The organism is Kribbella sp. NPDC002412, assembly GCF_053592935.1.
Genome location: NZ_JBSFBL010000109.1, coordinates 1 through 14,630, shown reverse-complemented (window position 1 = coordinate 14,630; position 14,630 = coordinate 1). Strand labels below are relative to the sequence as shown.

Sequence of the window (14,630 nt, the reverse complement as noted above, 5' to 3'; positions counted from 1 at the left end):
CAACAAGAACGGCACGACGATCTACACCGACCAGTCGAAGCGCCCGGCCATCGCCCGCCTCCGTGGCGGTCGCCGCGGACGTCACCTCGAACCCGGCGAACCGCAACGTCGCCGACAGCAACTCGCGGACCGTCGCCTCGTCGTCGACCACGAGCAGCCGCGTCATCGCCATCTCGCCAGGATACGAAGTCGGGGCCAGGCCCCGGTCAGACATCCCGGCGCCGGAACACGACGAAGGCGGCGGCCAGTACGGCGGCGATCCCGAGGCACATCCCGCCCAGGTTCAGCCACGGATGCGGGAAGTCGGGATCCGGCACGGTCGCGAACACGGCCGTCGGCCCGAGCGTCGGCCAGAAGTCGAACAGACCCTTCATCCAGCCCGGGAACAAGCCGGCGATGGCCGGGATCAGGAAGACGATGCCGACCAGCGTGGCGAGCGCTCCGGCGGTGGCTCGCATGATCGTGCCGAGGCCGACCGCGAGCAGCGCGATCGCGGCCAGGTAGAGCCCGCCGCCGGCCACGGCGGACAGGACCCCGGGATCGCCGAGAGCGGCGTACGGCACGTCCTGACCGGCGAGCAGCGCCTGGCCCAGGAGGAAGGCTGCGAACATCAGCACCTGACCGGCGAGCAGGGCGACGGCCGTTGCCACGACGGTCTTGGCCGCCAGCAGCCGCGTCCTGCGCGGAGTGGCAGCGAGGGTCGTCTGCATCAGGCCGGTCGCGAACTCCGACGTGACGACCAGGATGCCCAGCACCCCGATGATCAGCTGGGCGACGATGAACGTCGTCAGGCTCATGCTGGTCGGATCCCAGGCCAGCCGCTCCTCGGCTGTCGCGTCCAGGTACTGCCGGCCGGCCGAGCTCATCGACAGGAACGTGATGCCGAGCCCGACCACGAACAGGCAGGCCAGCGTGTACCAGGTCGAGCGCAGGCTGCGGAGCTTGATCCACTCGGCGCGAAGCGCCTTCATGCCGCGGCTCCTTGGTACTCGACGCTGTCCTTGGTCAGTTCCATGAACGCGTCCTCCAGCGAAGCGCGCTGCGGCGTGAGCTCGCTGAGCGCGATGCCGTGGTAGGCGGCGAGCTTGCCGATCTCCTCGCCGCTCATGCCGGACACCACGAGCGATCCCTCCAGCCCGTCCCGTACGGCGGCGCCGGAAGTCGTCAGCAGTCGCGCGAAGGACCCCGGATCGGGTGTGCGGACGAGCACTGTGCCCTCGCCGTTGGCGTGCATGAGGTCAGCCATGCCCATGTCGGCAATCAGCCGGCCCCGGCCGATGACGACCAGGTGGTCGGCGGTCTGCGCCATCTCGCTCATCAGGTGGCTGGACACCAGCACCGCCCGGCCCTCGGCTGCCAGCGACCGCATGAAGTCCCGGATCCACCGGATGCCTTCCGGGTCGAGCCCGTTCACCGGCTCGTCGAAGATCAGCACCTGCGGGTCGCCGAGCAGCGTCGCCGCGATCCCGAGCCGTTGCCGCATCCCGAGCGAGAACCCGCCGGCCCGCTTCCCGGCCACGCCCTCGAGCCCGGTCCGGGCGAGTACCTCGTCGACCCGGCGGCGGGGGAGTCCGTTGCTTACGGCAAGCGCCAGCAAGTGGTTGTACGCCGTACGTCCGCCGTGGACCGCGCCCGCGTCGAGCAGCGCGCCCACCGCGGTCAACGGGACGGGGATGTCTCGGTAGCTGCGACCGCCGATGGTGACGGTGCCCCGGGTCGGGGCGGCCAGGCCGATGATCATCTTCATGGTCGTGGACTTGCCGGCGCCGTTCGGCCCGAGGAACCCGGTCACCTGCCCCGGGAGCACGGTGAACGACAGATCGTCCACCACGGTGTGGGAGCCGTACCGCTTGGTCAGTCCCTGCACGTCGATTGATGTCATGCCCGGAAGCCTGACCGACCGGTCTGGGCGCCTACCGAGAGCTTCTGTGAGAACTCTGTGAGTCCTGCGGTCGCGTGAATGCTTTTGTGCCGGGGTTCACAGGGAATCTACAGTGGCAGGTGGGCGGTGATGCGCATGCCGCCGGCGGGGGTGCGGGCGGCAGTGAGGGTGCCGCCGAGGGCGGTGGCGCGTTCGCGCATGCCGATGATGCCGTTGCCCTCCTTGGGCGGGCCGGCGAGAGACTGGCCGTCGTCGTCGACCTGGAGCACGAGCGCCTCGGCGCCGTACTGGATGCGGACGGTCGCGGAGTTCGCCTTCGCGTGCCGGACGATGTTGGTGAGCGACTCCTGGATGATGCGGAACGCCGCGCGGTCCAGCCCGGTCGGCAACGGCTGCGGGTCGCCGTGGACGATGGTGTGGACCTCCAGGCCGGCGCGAGACGTCCGGCTGACCAGGTGGTCGAGTCGCTCGAGCCCGGCGACCGGCTGTCGTGGCGCCGACTCGTCCGACTGCCGCAGGATGCCGACGATCGAGCGCAGCTCCACCAGAGCTTCCTTGCTGGCGTCCTTGATCGCGGCGAGCGCCGGACCGGCCTGCTCGGGCTGCCGGTCGACCAGGTGCAGCGCGGTCGACGCCTGCACGTTGATCAGCGAGATGTGGTGCGCGACCACGTCGTGCAGCTCCTGCGCGATCCGCAGCCGTTCCTCGCCGGCCTTCCGCAGCTCGGCCTCCCGCCGCGTCCGGTCTGCCGCGATCGCCCGCTCCCGCTGGGCCCGGAACAGCTCGGCGACGAACCCGAGTACGACGAAGCACGTGCCGACGAGGAGGACCTGGTAGATGCCGTCCTCGTTGATGCCGAGAATCAGCCGGCCGCCGACGTGGCCGACGTACAGCGAGACGAGGCCGACCCAGCCGGCCAGCCGGTGCCCGCGGCGGATCACCGAGAACACGGTGATCACGAACGCGAAGATCACCGGGCCGTACGGGTACTGCATCAGCATGTAGACCAGGGTCGAGCCGACCGTTGCCCACAGCACCAGGATCGGCCGGGTCCGCAGCCAGTACAGCGACACCGTCCCGATCAGCAGCAGGACCACCATGAACCAGTCGGCGTCCCGGCGCTCCGGCTGGCCGTTGGCCGCGGCGCCGAGCGAGCCGACCACCGCTATCACGCTGAGGACGGCGGGCAGCGCGATCCGCCGTACCCGGGCAGCCCAGGTCGGCGTGGTCATCGGCTCAGTCGTCGTCACACTACGAAACCGTAGAGGTCGGCCCGGTCGGTGTCATCGTCGCCACGGAGTATCCGGGCCTGCTCCGACCGGAGTAGTTCAGTACTTGACTTTGTAGATCTTCTCCTCGTAGGCCTTGCCGTAGTACTCCTCGAGCTCGGCCAGGTCCTCGTCCTGCCGCTCCAGCGCCTTCGCGATCCGCGGGCGGGCCGGCAGGGCGTCGGGGTTCCAGGTCTCCGGCTTCCACAGCTGCGAGCGCAGGAACGACTTCGAGCAGTGGTGGAAGACCTCCTCGATCTCCACCAGTAGCGCCAGCTGCGGACGGTTGCCGCGGACGATCATGTCGTCGAAGAACGGCGCCTCCCGGACGATCCGGGCCCGCCCGTTGATCCGCAGCGTGTCACCGCGCCCGGGGATGAAGTAGATCAGGCCGACGTGCGGGTTGCTGAGGATGTTGGTGAACCCGTCCACCCGGCGGTTGCCCGCACGCTCCGGAATGGCGATCGTGCTGTCGTCGAAGATCATGGTGAACCCGGCCGGGTCGCCCTTGGGGGAGACGTCGCAGCTGCCGTCCGCCGCCGAGGTGGCGACCAGGCAGAAGGGCGACGCGGCGAGCCACTGCCGGTCCAGCTCGTGCAGCGCCTTGCGGGTCTTGCCTGCGGCGGCTGCCAACGGGGTGGGGACGATCTCGCGCAGCTCGTCGTACGTCGTGATCTCTTCCAGTCCGGGGATCTCCATCAGGCGGCGTTCTCCTCTGCCAGCGACGGCGTGGCGTCCTCGTTGACGGCCCTCGTCCGTGCGGCCCATCGTACGGCGGGACCAGTTGCGCAACTGGTCCCCAGGAACAGCGCGCCCACAGCGATCCAGCCGATCGGACCCCACCCGAGAACGACCGTCGTGAGCATCGCCGGACCGAGCATCCGGGCGATCGCGGGACCGGTGCCGAAGAAGCCCTGGTACTGCCCCTGCTTGTCGGCCGGGGCCAGCCCGAAGCTGATCTCCCACGCGCCGGACGCCAGCTTCATCTCGCCGAGAGTCAGGAGTGCGGCACCGGCGACCAGTACGGCGGCCGCCGTCCAGGCGCTCATGTTCGCGGCGGAGATGGCGAACACCGCGCAGGCGGCCAGCATGGCGACACCGGCGTACCGGATGGACTTGGTCGCAGTGCGGAGGTCCCTGACGCTCTTGGCGGCCTTCACCTGGAAGAGCGTGACACCGAGCGTGTTGACGATCAGGAGTGACGCGACGACCCAGTCCGGTGCGTCGGTGCGAGTGACGATCCACAGCGGGACTACCAGGCTGAGCAGTGGCATGAAGAGCAGCATGATCGCGTTCAGCAGCGCGAGGACGGCGTACGGACGGTCGTGCAGTACGGCGAGGCGCGGCTCACCCTTGATTCGCATGCTGACGTTGACCTTGGGGACGCGGTGGATGAGGCGCGCGGCGATCAGGAAGCTGAGGGCGTCGAGGGCGAAGACGGTCAGGTACGCCGCTGCGGTGTCGTAGTGGAGCGCGATGCCGCCGAGCAGTGCGCCCACTGCGAGGCCGGCGTTGACCGTGGACTGCAGAAAGGCGCGGATGCGGGTGCGCTCGGCCGGCTGCACCAGTCCCGCCAGCAGTGCTTGGCGTGCGGCGCTCAGCCCGGTCTGGCTGCTGGCGTAGACGATCGCGGCGATCAGGAAGAGCGGGAAGCTCCGGACGACGAGGAAGGCCGCTACCGAGGCCGCTGTGGTCAGTGCGAGCACGACGGCGACGCCGCGAGCGCCTTTGCGGTCGGCGAGGTTGCCGAGCGGCACGCCCATCAGGAAGCCGACCAGCCAAGCCACCGTCAGCCCGAGCCCGACCTGAGCCGTCGAGAGCCCGACCACCCGGGTGAAGAACAACGCGGACGTGACGATGAACGCCCCGTCTCCCACCGAGTTCGCCAACTGCGCCATCGCCAGGTCACGCGCGACGCCGGCCGGCGGAAGCACCCGCCCGACACCCTTGCCGCCGCGAACGTCGCCGCCTCGCCTGCTGCGCTCCATCGTGATGCTCATCTCGGTCTCCCTCAGCTCGTTACACCTGAGCCTAGGAGCGCAGCGGCCCAGCGGGCAGATCCACTTTGCCGGTCGTCTGATGGGCCATTTTGGTCTGTGGATAACTGAAATCGGCGTCCGGGACGACGGCATCTTGTAGGCATGAGCTTCCAAGACCTGCCCCAGACCTGGACCGACCATCCACTCTCCGACCCCACCCGCGCCGCCGACGTCGTCGACCTCCTCGTCAGCCTCGGCGACCGCCACCGCGGCACTTTCACCGTGATTCTCTGCGACGAGAACACCCATTACCGAGCAGCCATCGCGGTCGACCTGCCCTCGGAGTTCGGTCCACCTCCCGCGGACCGCTCACCCCTGGCCGCCGGCGCCATGTGCACCTCAGCCCTGACCCCGATCATGCCGGCCGTCCGCACTGCCCCAGGCACGTCGTTGCTCCTGGCCCTGGGCCGCCCGGGGCCCGACACCTGGCCCGACCTGGACACCGAATGGGCCAACGCCGCCACCCACCTGTGCCGAACAACCGGCGTACCGCTCCTTGGCTTCTACATCGCCACCCCACGCCACATCTACCAACCCGGACTACCCGTCCCCACAGCCGCCTGACCTCACCACAAGTCCGCCGTCCAGTCGCAGCACGCCAGGCACCCGCGCCACCGCAGCCCGGCGGATCCGGGTTGCTGGGTGGTGGTAGCTAGCGGACGTTGTGGGGGCGGTACTGGATGCTGATGCGGGGACCCTTGTGGCCGGTGGCTTTGGGGATCGCGTGTTCCCAGGTGCGCTGGCAGGAGCCGCCCATGACGATGAGGTCGCCGTGCCCGAGGGGGTAGCGGACGGTGGAGCTGACCGGGCCGGCGGAGTTGCCGGGGCGGGGGCGGAGGGCGAGGACGCGCGGTTCGCCGACGGAGAGGATGGCGACCATGGTGTCCTCGTGGTTGCCGCGGCCGATCCGGTCGCCGTGCCAGGCGACGCTGTCCCGGCCGTCGCGGTAGAAGCACAACCCCGCCGTACGGAAGGACTCGCCGAGCTCCTCCGCGTAGTGCGCGCTGAGCCGGTCGCGGGCCTCGTCGAGGATCGGCAACGGGAGCTCCTCGTTCTCCCCGTAGAAGCAGAGCAACCGCGGTACGTCGACCACCCGGTCGTACATCTGCCGCCGCTCCGCCTGCCACGGCACGTCGCGCGCCAACCGCTCGTACACCTGGTCAGCACCGGTCAGCCACCGCGGCAGCACGTCGATCCACGCGCCGCGCCCCAGATCCGTCCGCTGGATCCCGTCGAGCGAACCCAGCGCAGGATCCTCGAACGCGTCCAGCAACGAGCCCTGCAGATCAGCACCCATACCCCCACCATACCCGAAACTCGAACACCTGTTCCCCTGACGTCGGCGGGCTGCCGGAGCTTGGATGTCATGTCGCAGGACATCGGTGACGGTTCTGCATCGGGACATCGGTGACACATTCGGGGATCTTGGTGGTGACACTTCGGTGAGTCGGCGGCGCGGGTGAAGGGCTGGCTCGGTCGACTGCGCCGGTGCCGAAGAACGAGTCTGTGATCCCCGTGTCCGTCTCGCGATCACGCAGTGGCCCCCTGATGCGACCCGTGGGGCGATGACGACCTTCTGTGCCGGGCACGGCATCTCGCGCAAGACGGTCTACGAGATCCGGCGGCGCAGCCTCACCGACAGGCCCGCGCCGGCATTGGAGCCGAGGTCGCGGCGGCCGTCAAGAAGCTGACCAGCGACGGCGTCTTCATGCTGGACAAGGTCCAGTACATGGTCGACGGGCGACGAGGCTTCCAGCAGGTCCTCGTCATCACCGCAGGCGACAAGATCACCGTCGCCGACCTGGAAGGCGATCCTCGTCGAGCACACCAGGCGCGCGCCCGGAGTGACCTACGTCGGCAACGGCCGCCCCTGCGGCGCCCTGGGGTGCGAAGTCAGGAAACTGTGATCAGCCCCGGGCCTGCCTCGATTGCGACGTCACCCGGATCCACATCGTGGCCCGCGTCGCAACGGATGCGGACTCCGACGGCTGCGCCGCAGGCGCGGTGGGTCGCACGCACGGACGGGCCCGCCTCGTCGGTCTCCCACTTCGAACCCCATTGAAGCAGGGCATAGACAACGGGCTGGAAGTCCATTCCCTTGGCGGTCAATTGGTATTCGTGCCGGGTCCGCTGACCGGGCTCCTGGTAGGGCACCCGCTCCAGCAACCCGGCGGCGGTCAGTTCCTTGAGCCGGGCTGCCGCCGCGGGCTCACCGATCCCGACTCGGCGGACAAAATCCTCGAATCGGCGGGTGCCGAAGATCGCCTCCCGCAGGACCAGGATCGCCGAACGAGTGCCGACGACGTCCATCGAGGCGGCGACCGAGCAGTTGGCCATCGACCAGGTCTCCCGGTGGCTGAGCAGATCTGTCATGTCACGAGTGTAGGGCTGACTTGCGTGAACAACAGTCTGGGCCGTAGTCTGCCAACTGACTTAGGTAAACAGAAGTCAGCCATGCGAGTAGTCGGCTACTGCGGCGTCGGAAAGACGGTCGCCTGGGTCGACGGTGTGAGCTGGTGCCGCGGATCGAAGGTGGGCGTGATGACAGACATTCTTGATACGCGAAGCGTGCCTGCCGCCGTTCGCGCCGAGGTGGTACGGGAGACGATTGCCAGCAAGAAGGTCCGGGTCGAGATCGATTTCCCGGCCGAGGCCGGGCCGGCGGCTGCCTACGGCGCCATCAGTCAGCTCGGGCAGCTGACGGTGTGTTCGGTCCGCTCGAACGCGCTCAGTGTGGAGCGGACACCGGCCCTGGCCCGGGACGAGCTTGCGCCGAGCGTCTTCCTCGGTCTCCAACGGGCCGGTACGAGCCTGGTCGTCCAGGGTGGCCGGGAAGCGGTCCTCGAACCACGCGAGCTGGTCATGTACGACTCGACCGCTCCGTACACTCTGGTCGATCCCGACGGCATCCGCCAGCACTTCTTCCGGATCCCCATCGCTACCCTGGGCCTGCCGCACGACGCGATCAGACAGATCTGCGCCACGACTCTCAGCCCCGGGCATCCGATCGCTGACCTGGTCGCCACCTATCTGTACCGGCTGGCAAGCCGCCCGGACATTTACACCCACCCGGCTGCTGACGCGGTGAGTCAGCCGAGTGTCGAACTGGTCCGTGCGCTCATCACCACCCACCTGGATGCCACCGCACTGGGGAAGGAACCATTGCACGCGACACTGCGGTTGCGGATCCTGGAGTACGTCCGCGCCCGTCTGAGCGACCCCGGACTGCACGCCGGCCAGATCGCCGCCGAGCACCACATCTCGGTGCGGCACCTCTACAACATCCTCGCCGCGGGCGGGATTTCGCTCGGTGACTGGATCCGCAATCAGCGGCTGGAGGGATGCCGCGAAGACCTCGCCCGGCCCGGTTTGCGATCGTTGACGATAGCAACGGTCGCCCGGCGTTGGGGATTCACCGATCCGTCCAGCTTCGGCCGCGTCTTCCGTGCTGCCTATGGGCTCTCGCCGCGCGAGTGGCGAAACCTGGCACACCGTGATCAGGTAGGTGCCACCGGTGTCTCGACCGTGATCTCGCCACCGTAGTAGTCGCTGAAACGTGCGCCGACCGCCGATGTCTGCACTGCGTGCGCGGTCTTCGGCAGGGTGCGCACGACGTGGTCTGCGACGCGCCGGCCGCACGCAGATCCACTTAGCGTCTTCACTGCCGGGCCGTCCGGCCCCGCATCACGGCCAGAGCACTGGAGATGGGGCACAGGCGATCAGCGGGATACCGGCTCGGAACAGATCGGGACCGCGCGCGTGCTGCTGTTCGCGCGCTGCTTCAGTTGACGATCCTCACGGACGTCGCTGGGGTGGGATCGCTCGCTAGGGCAGGTTGCGCCTTGGTGGCCGTCTGGCGCCACTGCCGTGGTGAGAGTCCGTACTCGGCGCGGAAGAGGCGCCCGAAGGTCGATGGGTCGCGAAATCCCCAGCGTTGGGCCACGGAGGCGATGCTGACGTGCTGAGACAGGCCACGGCCGAGCTCGTCTCGGCACGCCTCCAGGCGGCGGCTGCGGATCCACTCGCCGAGGGAGATGCCGCCGGCGGCGAGGACGTTGTACAGGTGGCGGCGGGAGATGTGGTGTTCGGCCGCGATTTGAGCGGCGTTGAGGGTCGGATCGCCCAGGTGCGCACGCACGTACTCCAGGATCCGCATCTGCAACGTGGCCTGCAGTGATTCCCTGGCCGTCGTTGAGGTGACGTCGAGATGCGTGCTGATCACTGCCCGGATGAGTTCCATGGAGGGCTGGCTTACCGTGTCGCCTCCGGCGTCGGCGAACGCGCTCGGCCGGCCGGCGAGGTGCCGGAAGTAGACCGCGGCCAAGTCTGCGACCGGATGTCCGGGACTCAGTCGCGTTGCCGTCACCTGCCGCACGACGTCCCGCGGCAGGGCCAGCTTCTCCAACGGCATGCGGAACTGGTGTTGTCGGTAACCCTCGGAGTCGACCAGTGTGTAGGGAGATGTCGAGCTGTACACCACCAGGTCCCCGGGGCGCACAACGGCCTCGCGGCCCTCTTGAATGACGAGGCTCGACCCGCTGACCTGCAGACCAAGCATCAGGCTGGGTGCCAGATCGTCGCGCGCCAGGCGCGGGGTCCGCTCGACTTTGGTGACGTTGGATCGGATGGAGGAGATCCGCAACGCACCAATGTCGGCGAGCATGCCTCGCACGACAGGGCCCGTTACGGGGAAGTCGAGCTCGACTGGAATGATCCTGGCGGCCACCGCGTGCATGGACTCGGCCCGCACGCCGGCCGCAATCGTGCTCGAGTCGACGATCTGGATCACGGGCCTGGTCCTTCGTAGTTCCCCTGCTCCCCGAGCGCAGGCTGAGCGTGCCGCGAGCCAGGCGCGACATGCGCTGTCGGCGTCGGCTCGCACAGACGATGCTACGCGGTCGCGGAGATCGGTCACCGGGAGCGCAGACCGCGCCGAGGCCGACCCTAGGTCGACCTGCCGAAGCTGCTGTCTAGCGATGGCCGCTACCTCAGCGGGATGGCAGTCGGTCGAGCTCTTGCCGCCGGCGGCCGGTCATCTCGGACGCCGCGAAGGTGGCGGTCGACCATCCGTGCACAGGTATCTGCACGGTGTGCAGGATAACGCGCGCAACGGCGCCAGCGGCTGCGTCGGACCCTAGCGTCGATTCCGACACCACGGACGGTGTCCTCGACGGGCGGCCCACACGCCACCTTCTGGACGCACGCCGAGCCGTTCACGCCGCGCTGCTGAAGCTCCTCTCCAAGCTCGGCGCCGCCGCTGAACCTCCCCCCGCCCGGCGAGCCCGCTGAGCGGATAACGAACCCCTGCAAAGGAAATGCCATGCGTTTACCGAAGAATTCACTGCCCGCGGCCGTCGCGGCTCTCACCGCCGGCGTGCTCGCGCTGGGCATCGGCGCCGCGACCAGCAGCAGCGCGCAAACCCTGCAGAACGACAAGCCGCTCAAACCGACGATCGTGCTCGTACACGGCGCGTGGGCCGACGGCTCGAGCTGGTCTGCCGTCACATCAAAGCTGCAGAGCGCCGGATACACCGTCGATGTCGTGGCCAACCCGCTGCGCGGCCTCGCCTCCGATGCGCTGTACCTGCGTGATCTGCTGGCCACCATCCCTGGCCCGGTCGTGCTCGTCGGGCACTCCTACGGCGGCATGGTGACCACCAGCGCTGCCACCGGCAACCCCAACGTCAAGGCCCTCGTCTACGTCGACGCCTTCATCCCCGACCAAGGCGACAGCGTCGGCGCGCTCGCCGCCGCACAGCCCGGCTCCGACCTGGACCCGAACAGCTCGATCACCGCGGTGCCGATCCACGACGCCAGCGGAAACGTCATCAACGCCGACGTCTACATCAAGCCAGATCAGTTCGCGGGCCTGTTCGCCGGTGGCATCCCGGCCAAGCAGGCCGCCGTCCTGGCCGCCACCCAGCGGCCACTGACCGCCAGCACGCTGGAAGAGGCCCTCGCCGGTGTTCCGGCGTGGAAGACCATCCCGTCCTGGGACCTCATCGGTACGGCGGACAAGGTGCTGCCACCGGCGGGGCAGGAAATCATGGCGCACCGCGCGGGCGCGCACATCACCGAGGTCGATGCTCCGCACCTGTCGATGATCTCCGACCCGGACGCGGTGACTGACGTGATCGTCGACGCCGCCCGTGCGACCAGCTGACCGACCAACCGCCAAGAACTGCACGGATCGACGACCGATGTCGCGCTCATAGCCAATGCGATCGGCAACGGACCCGACGGCCTGCTGGACCTCGTCGACTGGCGACGAGGCTTCCAGCAGGTCCTCGTCATCACCGCCGGCGACAAGATCACCGTCGCCGACCTGGAAGGCGAGATCCTCATCGAGCACACCAGGCCCGCGCCCGGAGTGACTTACGTCGGCAACGGCCGCCCCCGCGGCCCACGCCAAGACCCCTGAATCGTCACCCATGTCCTGACACGTCGAGTGTCACCGATGTCCTGATGCAGAACTGTCACCGATGTCCTGAGACATCACACTGCCGGAGCTTGGATACGGGTGGCGCGGTTCGTCCGTGAACTCTTGCCAAAGCACCACCGTCAGGCACTACGGTCTCGACCAGCGGTACCAAACCACGAGGGGAAGGGGGCACCCGTGCTGAGTCAGGTCGCGGAGGGTGTGCTGGTCCACCAGAGCGAGTTGCTCGCGAACAACACCGTTGTCGTCCAAGGCAAGGCCGGCGTGTTGCTCATCGACGCCGGGATCACGGGCGACGAGATGACGTGCCTTGCGAACGACCTGTCCGAGTTGGGCCAGCCCGTCGTGGCAGGCTTCTCCACGCATCCTGATTGGGATCACGTGCTCTGGCACGCCAAGCTCGGCGACGCGCCACGCTACGGCACCGCCCGCTGCGCGGCCTTCATTCAAGAGGTGCTGTCGAAGCCGGACTGGAAGGCCCGCGCCGCCGAGGGACTACCGCCGGAAATCGCCGACGACACACCGTTGGACCTGTACGGCCGCCTGACCGGTCTGCCTGCCGGAACCACCCACGTTCCTTGGGATGGCCCCTCTGTCCGGATTGTCGAGCATCCGGCCCATGCGCCGGGTCATGCGGCGCTGCTGATTGAGGACAGCCGGGTGCTCGCCGCCGGCGACATGCTTTCTGATGTCTTCGTTCCGATGCCCGACTTCTGGGGTGGCGCCGACCCGGTCGACGACTACCTCGCTGGGCTCCAGCTGCTCGAGGCCGTGGCGGACGACGCGGATGTCGTCGTCCCAGGTCACGGGTCCGTAGGCAGAGGTGAGGTCCGCGCACGGATCGAGCTGGACCGCGCCTACATGCACGCCCTGCGTGCCGGCGGAGTTTTCGACGACCCGCGGATCGGCCCATCGGCCAAGGAAGGCTGGGAATGGGTCAGCGACATCCACGAAGGGAACGTGCAGCAGCTCGCCAACAGACGCGAGCAGAACGGGACGCCCGGCTAGCCAGAGCTCGTTTGGCCTGCCGGATGGACGAGACTGCGGTACGGCGAACCACTGGCTGGAGGATGGATGTCGTACCTGCTGATCCGCAACGTCTCGGTCCTGATCGTCCCGGAGTACGGCGAGTGCCGGGTCGACGAGGCGCAGGACATCCACATCCACGACGACCGGATCACCGCCATCACCCCGACCGGTACACCGCCAGAGCTCTCCCCACCGAGCGCCGGGGAGACGGGCAGACCGGAGGCCGACCGCGACAGGCCGTGGCCGCCGGCCGGCAGCCGGGAGCGGGCTGAGGCGCCGGCCGACACTCGGGGGACGGCTGAGGCGCCGGCCGCCAGTTGGGGGAGGGCTGAGGCGCCGGAGGTGGTTGACGGGGCGGGGCTGGTGGCGGTGCCGGGGTTGGTCAACTCGCATACGCACAGTCCGATGGTGATGATGCGGGGAGCGGCCGAGGACCTGTCGATCGAGGACTGGTTCAACGAGCGGATCTGGCCGATGGAGGTGAACCTGACGGCCGAGCGGGTCCGGGTGGGTGCGCGTCTCGCGTGCGCTGAGATGTTGCTGGCCGGCGTGACCACGTTCGTCGACCACTACTTCCACACCGACCAGATCGCCGAAGCCGCGATCGAGTCCGGCATCCGCGCCGACCTCGCTCCCACGTACTTCTCCTCGACCGGCCCCGAAGCCATCGACGCCGCCATCGCCACCACCCGCGACCTCCGCAACCGCAGCCCCCGGATCACGGCCGGCCTCGGCCCGCACGCGACGTACACGGTCACCGACGACGACCTGCGCCGTACGGCGGACATCGCACGAGCCGAGGGCTTCCGCATCCACCTGCACGCCGCCGAGACCGACGACCAAACCAGGTCGTCGATCGACCGCCTGGGCGCCACCCCGATCCAGGTCCTCGAGCGAACCGGCGTACTCGACGCCGGCGCCCTCATCGCCCACGGCTGCGGCATCCGCGAAGCCGACCTCCCGATCCTCCAGCAGTACGGCGACCGCATCACAGTCGCCTGCTGTCCGAAGGTCTACCTCAAGCTCGCCATGGGCACGGTCACGCCGATCAAGGGCCTGCAGTCCGCCGGGGTGAAGGTCGGCATCGGCACCGACGGCGCCGCCGTCCACAACACCCTGGACGTCTGGGAGTCGCTGCGCATGGTCGCGTTGACCCAGAAGCAACGCGAGCAGGACGCCGAGTGGATGAACGTCTCCGACACCCTCCGCCTCGCCACCAGAGGCGGAGCCGCGGCGGCCGGTCTCGCGGACCAGATCGGCGTCCTGGAACCAGGCCGCCAAGCCGACTTGGCCCTGGTCGACCTCTCCGCACCGCACTGTCAGCCGGTCCACGACCCCAGAGCAGCCCTGGTCTACTCGGTGCGCTCATCGGACGTCGTCACCGTCCTGGTCGCCGGCCAGATCGTCGTCCGCGACCGCCGACTCACCACCATGAACCTCGACGAGGTCCTGGCTGACGCCAAAAACCTCGCCCACACCCTGGTCGACCTGACCAAGGGCGGCGCCGTCCAGCACTACGCACCCTGAAACAGCACAAACGCCCCGACCCAAGCGAGGGCCGGGGGCGTTCGAGCGGACTCAGCTGATGGTGAGGATCTTGTTCACCGTGTAGACCTGCGTGTGGTCCGCATCGCCCGGGAACCACACCCGGTAAGCGATCTGGCCGCGCACCGCCGGCTTGATCCCGAACGCATACTTACCCGACGAGCTGAGCTTCACCGCGGCGATCGACTTCCACACCTTGTTCCCGTACTGCTGCAAGTACACGTACTTCCCGGAGTGCGCCGGAGCCAGGTACCCGCTGAACGCGGTCGCCTGACCGAGCCGGATCGCCGCCGGCGACAACGTCGCCGAGATCGTCGGCGTCACCTGCACCGTGACGTCGGGGGTGCGAGTGCCCATCAGGTCGGCGTTCCCGGGGAAGGTCAGCATGTACACCGACGACACCACCGGCTTGTGCACAATCGACAACG

At 68.5% G+C, this 14,630-nt stretch carries 14 protein-coding genes and 2 pseudogenes; 6 read left to right on the top strand and 10 right to left on the bottom strand.

Translation table 11 applies throughout. The annotated features are described in order from the left end of the window. Nucleotides 1-206: 206 nt before the first annotated feature. The 5 genes from ACWCOV_RS40690 to ACWCOV_RS40670 form a co-directional block, all read right to left on the bottom strand. On the bottom strand, nucleotides 207-971 hold the full coding sequence (locus ACWCOV_RS40690; protein WP_449834728.1) for an ABC transporter permease subunit: 765 nt from the start codon (nucleotides 969-971) through the stop codon (nucleotides 207-209). Next, nucleotides 968-1,882, bottom strand: a complete 915-nt coding sequence (locus ACWCOV_RS40685; RefSeq protein ID WP_449834727.1) for an ABC transporter ATP-binding protein — start codon at nucleotides 1,880-1,882, stop codon at nucleotides 968-970. The genes ACWCOV_RS40690 and ACWCOV_RS40685 overlap by 4 nt, the downstream gene beginning before the upstream one ends. Nucleotides 1,883-1,989: 107 nt before the next feature. After that, the gene (locus ACWCOV_RS40680; RefSeq protein WP_449834726.1) at nucleotides 1,990-3,132 is read right to left on the bottom strand and encodes a sensor histidine kinase; all 1,143 of its coding nucleotides are present in this window, start codon (nucleotides 3,130-3,132) and stop codon (nucleotides 1,990-1,992) included. A gap of 78 nt (nucleotides 3,133-3,210) precedes the next feature. Further along, complete coding sequence (locus ACWCOV_RS40675) at nucleotides 3,211-3,849, bottom strand: pyridoxamine 5'-phosphate oxidase family protein (protein ID WP_449834725.1); 639 nt, start codon at nucleotides 3,847-3,849, stop codon at nucleotides 3,211-3,213. Continuing rightward, nucleotides 3,849-5,150, bottom strand: coding sequence for an MFS transporter (locus ACWCOV_RS40670; protein WP_449834724.1), 1,302 nt, complete (start codon nucleotides 5,148-5,150; stop codon nucleotides 3,849-3,851). Before ACWCOV_RS40670 ends, ACWCOV_RS40675 begins: the two co-directional genes overlap by 1 nt. 141 nt (nucleotides 5,151-5,291) lie before the next feature. Between ACWCOV_RS40670 and ACWCOV_RS40665 the strand changes: the two genes are divergently transcribed. Continuing rightward, nucleotides 5,292-5,753, top strand: a complete 462-nt coding sequence (locus ACWCOV_RS40665; protein WP_449834723.1) for a hypothetical protein — start codon at nucleotides 5,292-5,294, stop codon at nucleotides 5,751-5,753. An 88-nt stretch (nucleotides 5,754-5,841) separates the two neighbouring features. On the opposite strand, the gene ACWCOV_RS40660 is transcribed toward ACWCOV_RS40665, so the two are convergent. Next, complete coding sequence (locus ACWCOV_RS40660; RefSeq protein WP_449834722.1) at nucleotides 5,842-6,486, bottom strand: alpha-ketoglutarate-dependent dioxygenase AlkB; 645 nt, start codon at nucleotides 6,484-6,486, stop codon at nucleotides 5,842-5,844. Nucleotides 6,487-6,718: 232 nt separating this feature from the next. Here ACWCOV_RS40660 and ACWCOV_RS40655 point away from each other — a divergent pair. Then, nucleotides 6,719-6,877, top strand: a pseudogene (locus tag ACWCOV_RS40655) (IS481-like element ISAar28 family transposase); the annotation flags it as partial. Here ACWCOV_RS40655 and ACWCOV_RS40650 read toward each other — a convergent pair. Together ACWCOV_RS40650 and ACWCOV_RS40645 are read right to left on the bottom strand one after the other, a co-directional pair. After that, nucleotides 6,799-7,017: a hypothetical protein gene (locus tag ACWCOV_RS40650; RefSeq protein ID WP_449834721.1), complete on the bottom strand. Its 219-nt coding sequence runs from the start codon at nucleotides 7,015-7,017 to the stop codon at nucleotides 6,799-6,801. The pseudogene ACWCOV_RS40655 and the gene ACWCOV_RS40650 overlap by 79 nt on opposite strands. A 65-nt stretch (nucleotides 7,018-7,082) precedes the next feature. Then, the gene (locus ACWCOV_RS40645; protein WP_449834720.1) at nucleotides 7,083-7,562 is read right to left on the bottom strand and encodes a winged helix-turn-helix transcriptional regulator; all 480 of its coding nucleotides are present in this window, start codon (nucleotides 7,560-7,562) and stop codon (nucleotides 7,083-7,085) included. A 168-nt stretch (nucleotides 7,563-7,730) separates the two neighbouring features. On the opposite strand from ACWCOV_RS40645, the gene ACWCOV_RS40640 reads away from it, so the two are divergent. Beyond that, complete coding sequence (locus ACWCOV_RS40640) at nucleotides 7,731-8,732, top strand: helix-turn-helix domain-containing protein (RefSeq protein ID WP_449834719.1); 1,002 nt, start codon at nucleotides 7,731-7,733, stop codon at nucleotides 8,730-8,732. A gap of 238 nt (nucleotides 8,733-8,970) precedes the next feature. On the opposite strand, the gene ACWCOV_RS40635 is transcribed toward ACWCOV_RS40640, so the two are convergent. Next, entirely contained in the window at nucleotides 8,971-9,978 is a 1,008-nt protein-coding gene (locus ACWCOV_RS40635) for a helix-turn-helix domain-containing protein (protein ID WP_449834718.1), read from the bottom strand. Nucleotides 9,979-10,509: 531 nt separating this feature from the next. Between ACWCOV_RS40635 and ACWCOV_RS40630 the strand changes: the two genes are divergently transcribed. From ACWCOV_RS40630 to ACWCOV_RS40620, 3 genes are all read left to right on the top strand, one after another. Next, a complete protein-coding gene (locus tag ACWCOV_RS40630; protein ID WP_449834717.1) occupies nucleotides 10,510-11,352 on the top strand; it encodes an alpha/beta fold hydrolase in 843 nt (280 codons plus the stop codon). Nucleotides 11,353-11,829: 477 nt separating this feature from the next. Further along, nucleotides 11,830-12,636 carry an MBL fold metallo-hydrolase gene (locus ACWCOV_RS40625; RefSeq protein ID WP_449834716.1) on the top strand — a complete coding sequence of 269 codons (807 nt, stop codon included), beginning with the start codon at nucleotides 11,830-11,832 and terminating at the stop codon, nucleotides 12,634-12,636. 66 nt (nucleotides 12,637-12,702) lie between these two features. After that, complete coding sequence (locus ACWCOV_RS40620) at nucleotides 12,703-14,184, top strand: amidohydrolase (protein WP_449834715.1); 1,482 nt, start codon at nucleotides 12,703-12,705, stop codon at nucleotides 14,182-14,184. A gap of 51 nt (nucleotides 14,185-14,235) precedes the next feature. Here the strand turns inward: ACWCOV_RS40620 and ACWCOV_RS40615 are convergent. After that, nucleotides 14,236-14,630 (bottom strand): annotated as a pseudogene (locus ACWCOV_RS40615) (S8 family serine peptidase); the annotation flags it as partial.

What these genes read in the sequence shown, in the direction of transcription:
- ACWCOV_RS40645 (WP_449834720.1), bottom strand. Translation starts at nt 7,562, where the DNA reads ATGACAGATCTGCTCAGCCACCGGGAGACCTGGTCGATGGCCAACTGC.
- ACWCOV_RS40640 (WP_449834719.1), top strand. Translation starts at nt 7,731, where the DNA reads ATGACAGACATTCTTGATACGCGAAGCGTGCCTGCCGCCGTTCGCGCC.
- ACWCOV_RS40665 (WP_449834723.1), top strand. Translation starts at nt 5,292, where the DNA reads ATGAGCTTCCAAGACCTGCCCCAGACCTGGACCGACCATCCACTCTCC.
- ACWCOV_RS40660 (WP_449834722.1), bottom strand. Translation starts at nt 6,486, where the DNA reads ATGGGTGCTGATCTGCAGGGCTCGTTGCTGGACGCGTTCGAGGATCCT.
- ACWCOV_RS40630 (WP_449834717.1), top strand. Translation starts at nt 10,510, where the DNA reads ATGCGTTTACCGAAGAATTCACTGCCCGCGGCCGTCGCGGCTCTCACC.
- ACWCOV_RS40620 (WP_449834715.1), top strand. Translation starts at nt 12,703, where the DNA reads ATGTCGTACCTGCTGATCCGCAACGTCTCGGTCCTGATCGTCCCGGAG.
- ACWCOV_RS40675 (WP_449834725.1), bottom strand. Translation starts at nt 3,849, where the DNA reads ATGGAGATCCCCGGACTGGAAGAGATCACGACGTACGACGAGCTGCGC.
- ACWCOV_RS40690 (WP_449834728.1), bottom strand. Translation starts at nt 971, where the DNA reads ATGAAGGCGCTTCGCGCCGAGTGGATCAAGCTCCGCAGCCTGCGCTCG.
- ACWCOV_RS40685 (WP_449834727.1), bottom strand. Translation starts at nt 1,882, where the DNA reads ATGACATCAATCGACGTGCAGGGACTGACCAAGCGGTACGGCTCCCAC.
- ACWCOV_RS40670 (WP_449834724.1), bottom strand. Translation starts at nt 5,150, where the DNA reads ATGAGCATCACGATGGAGCGCAGCAGGCGAGGCGGCGACGTTCGCGGC.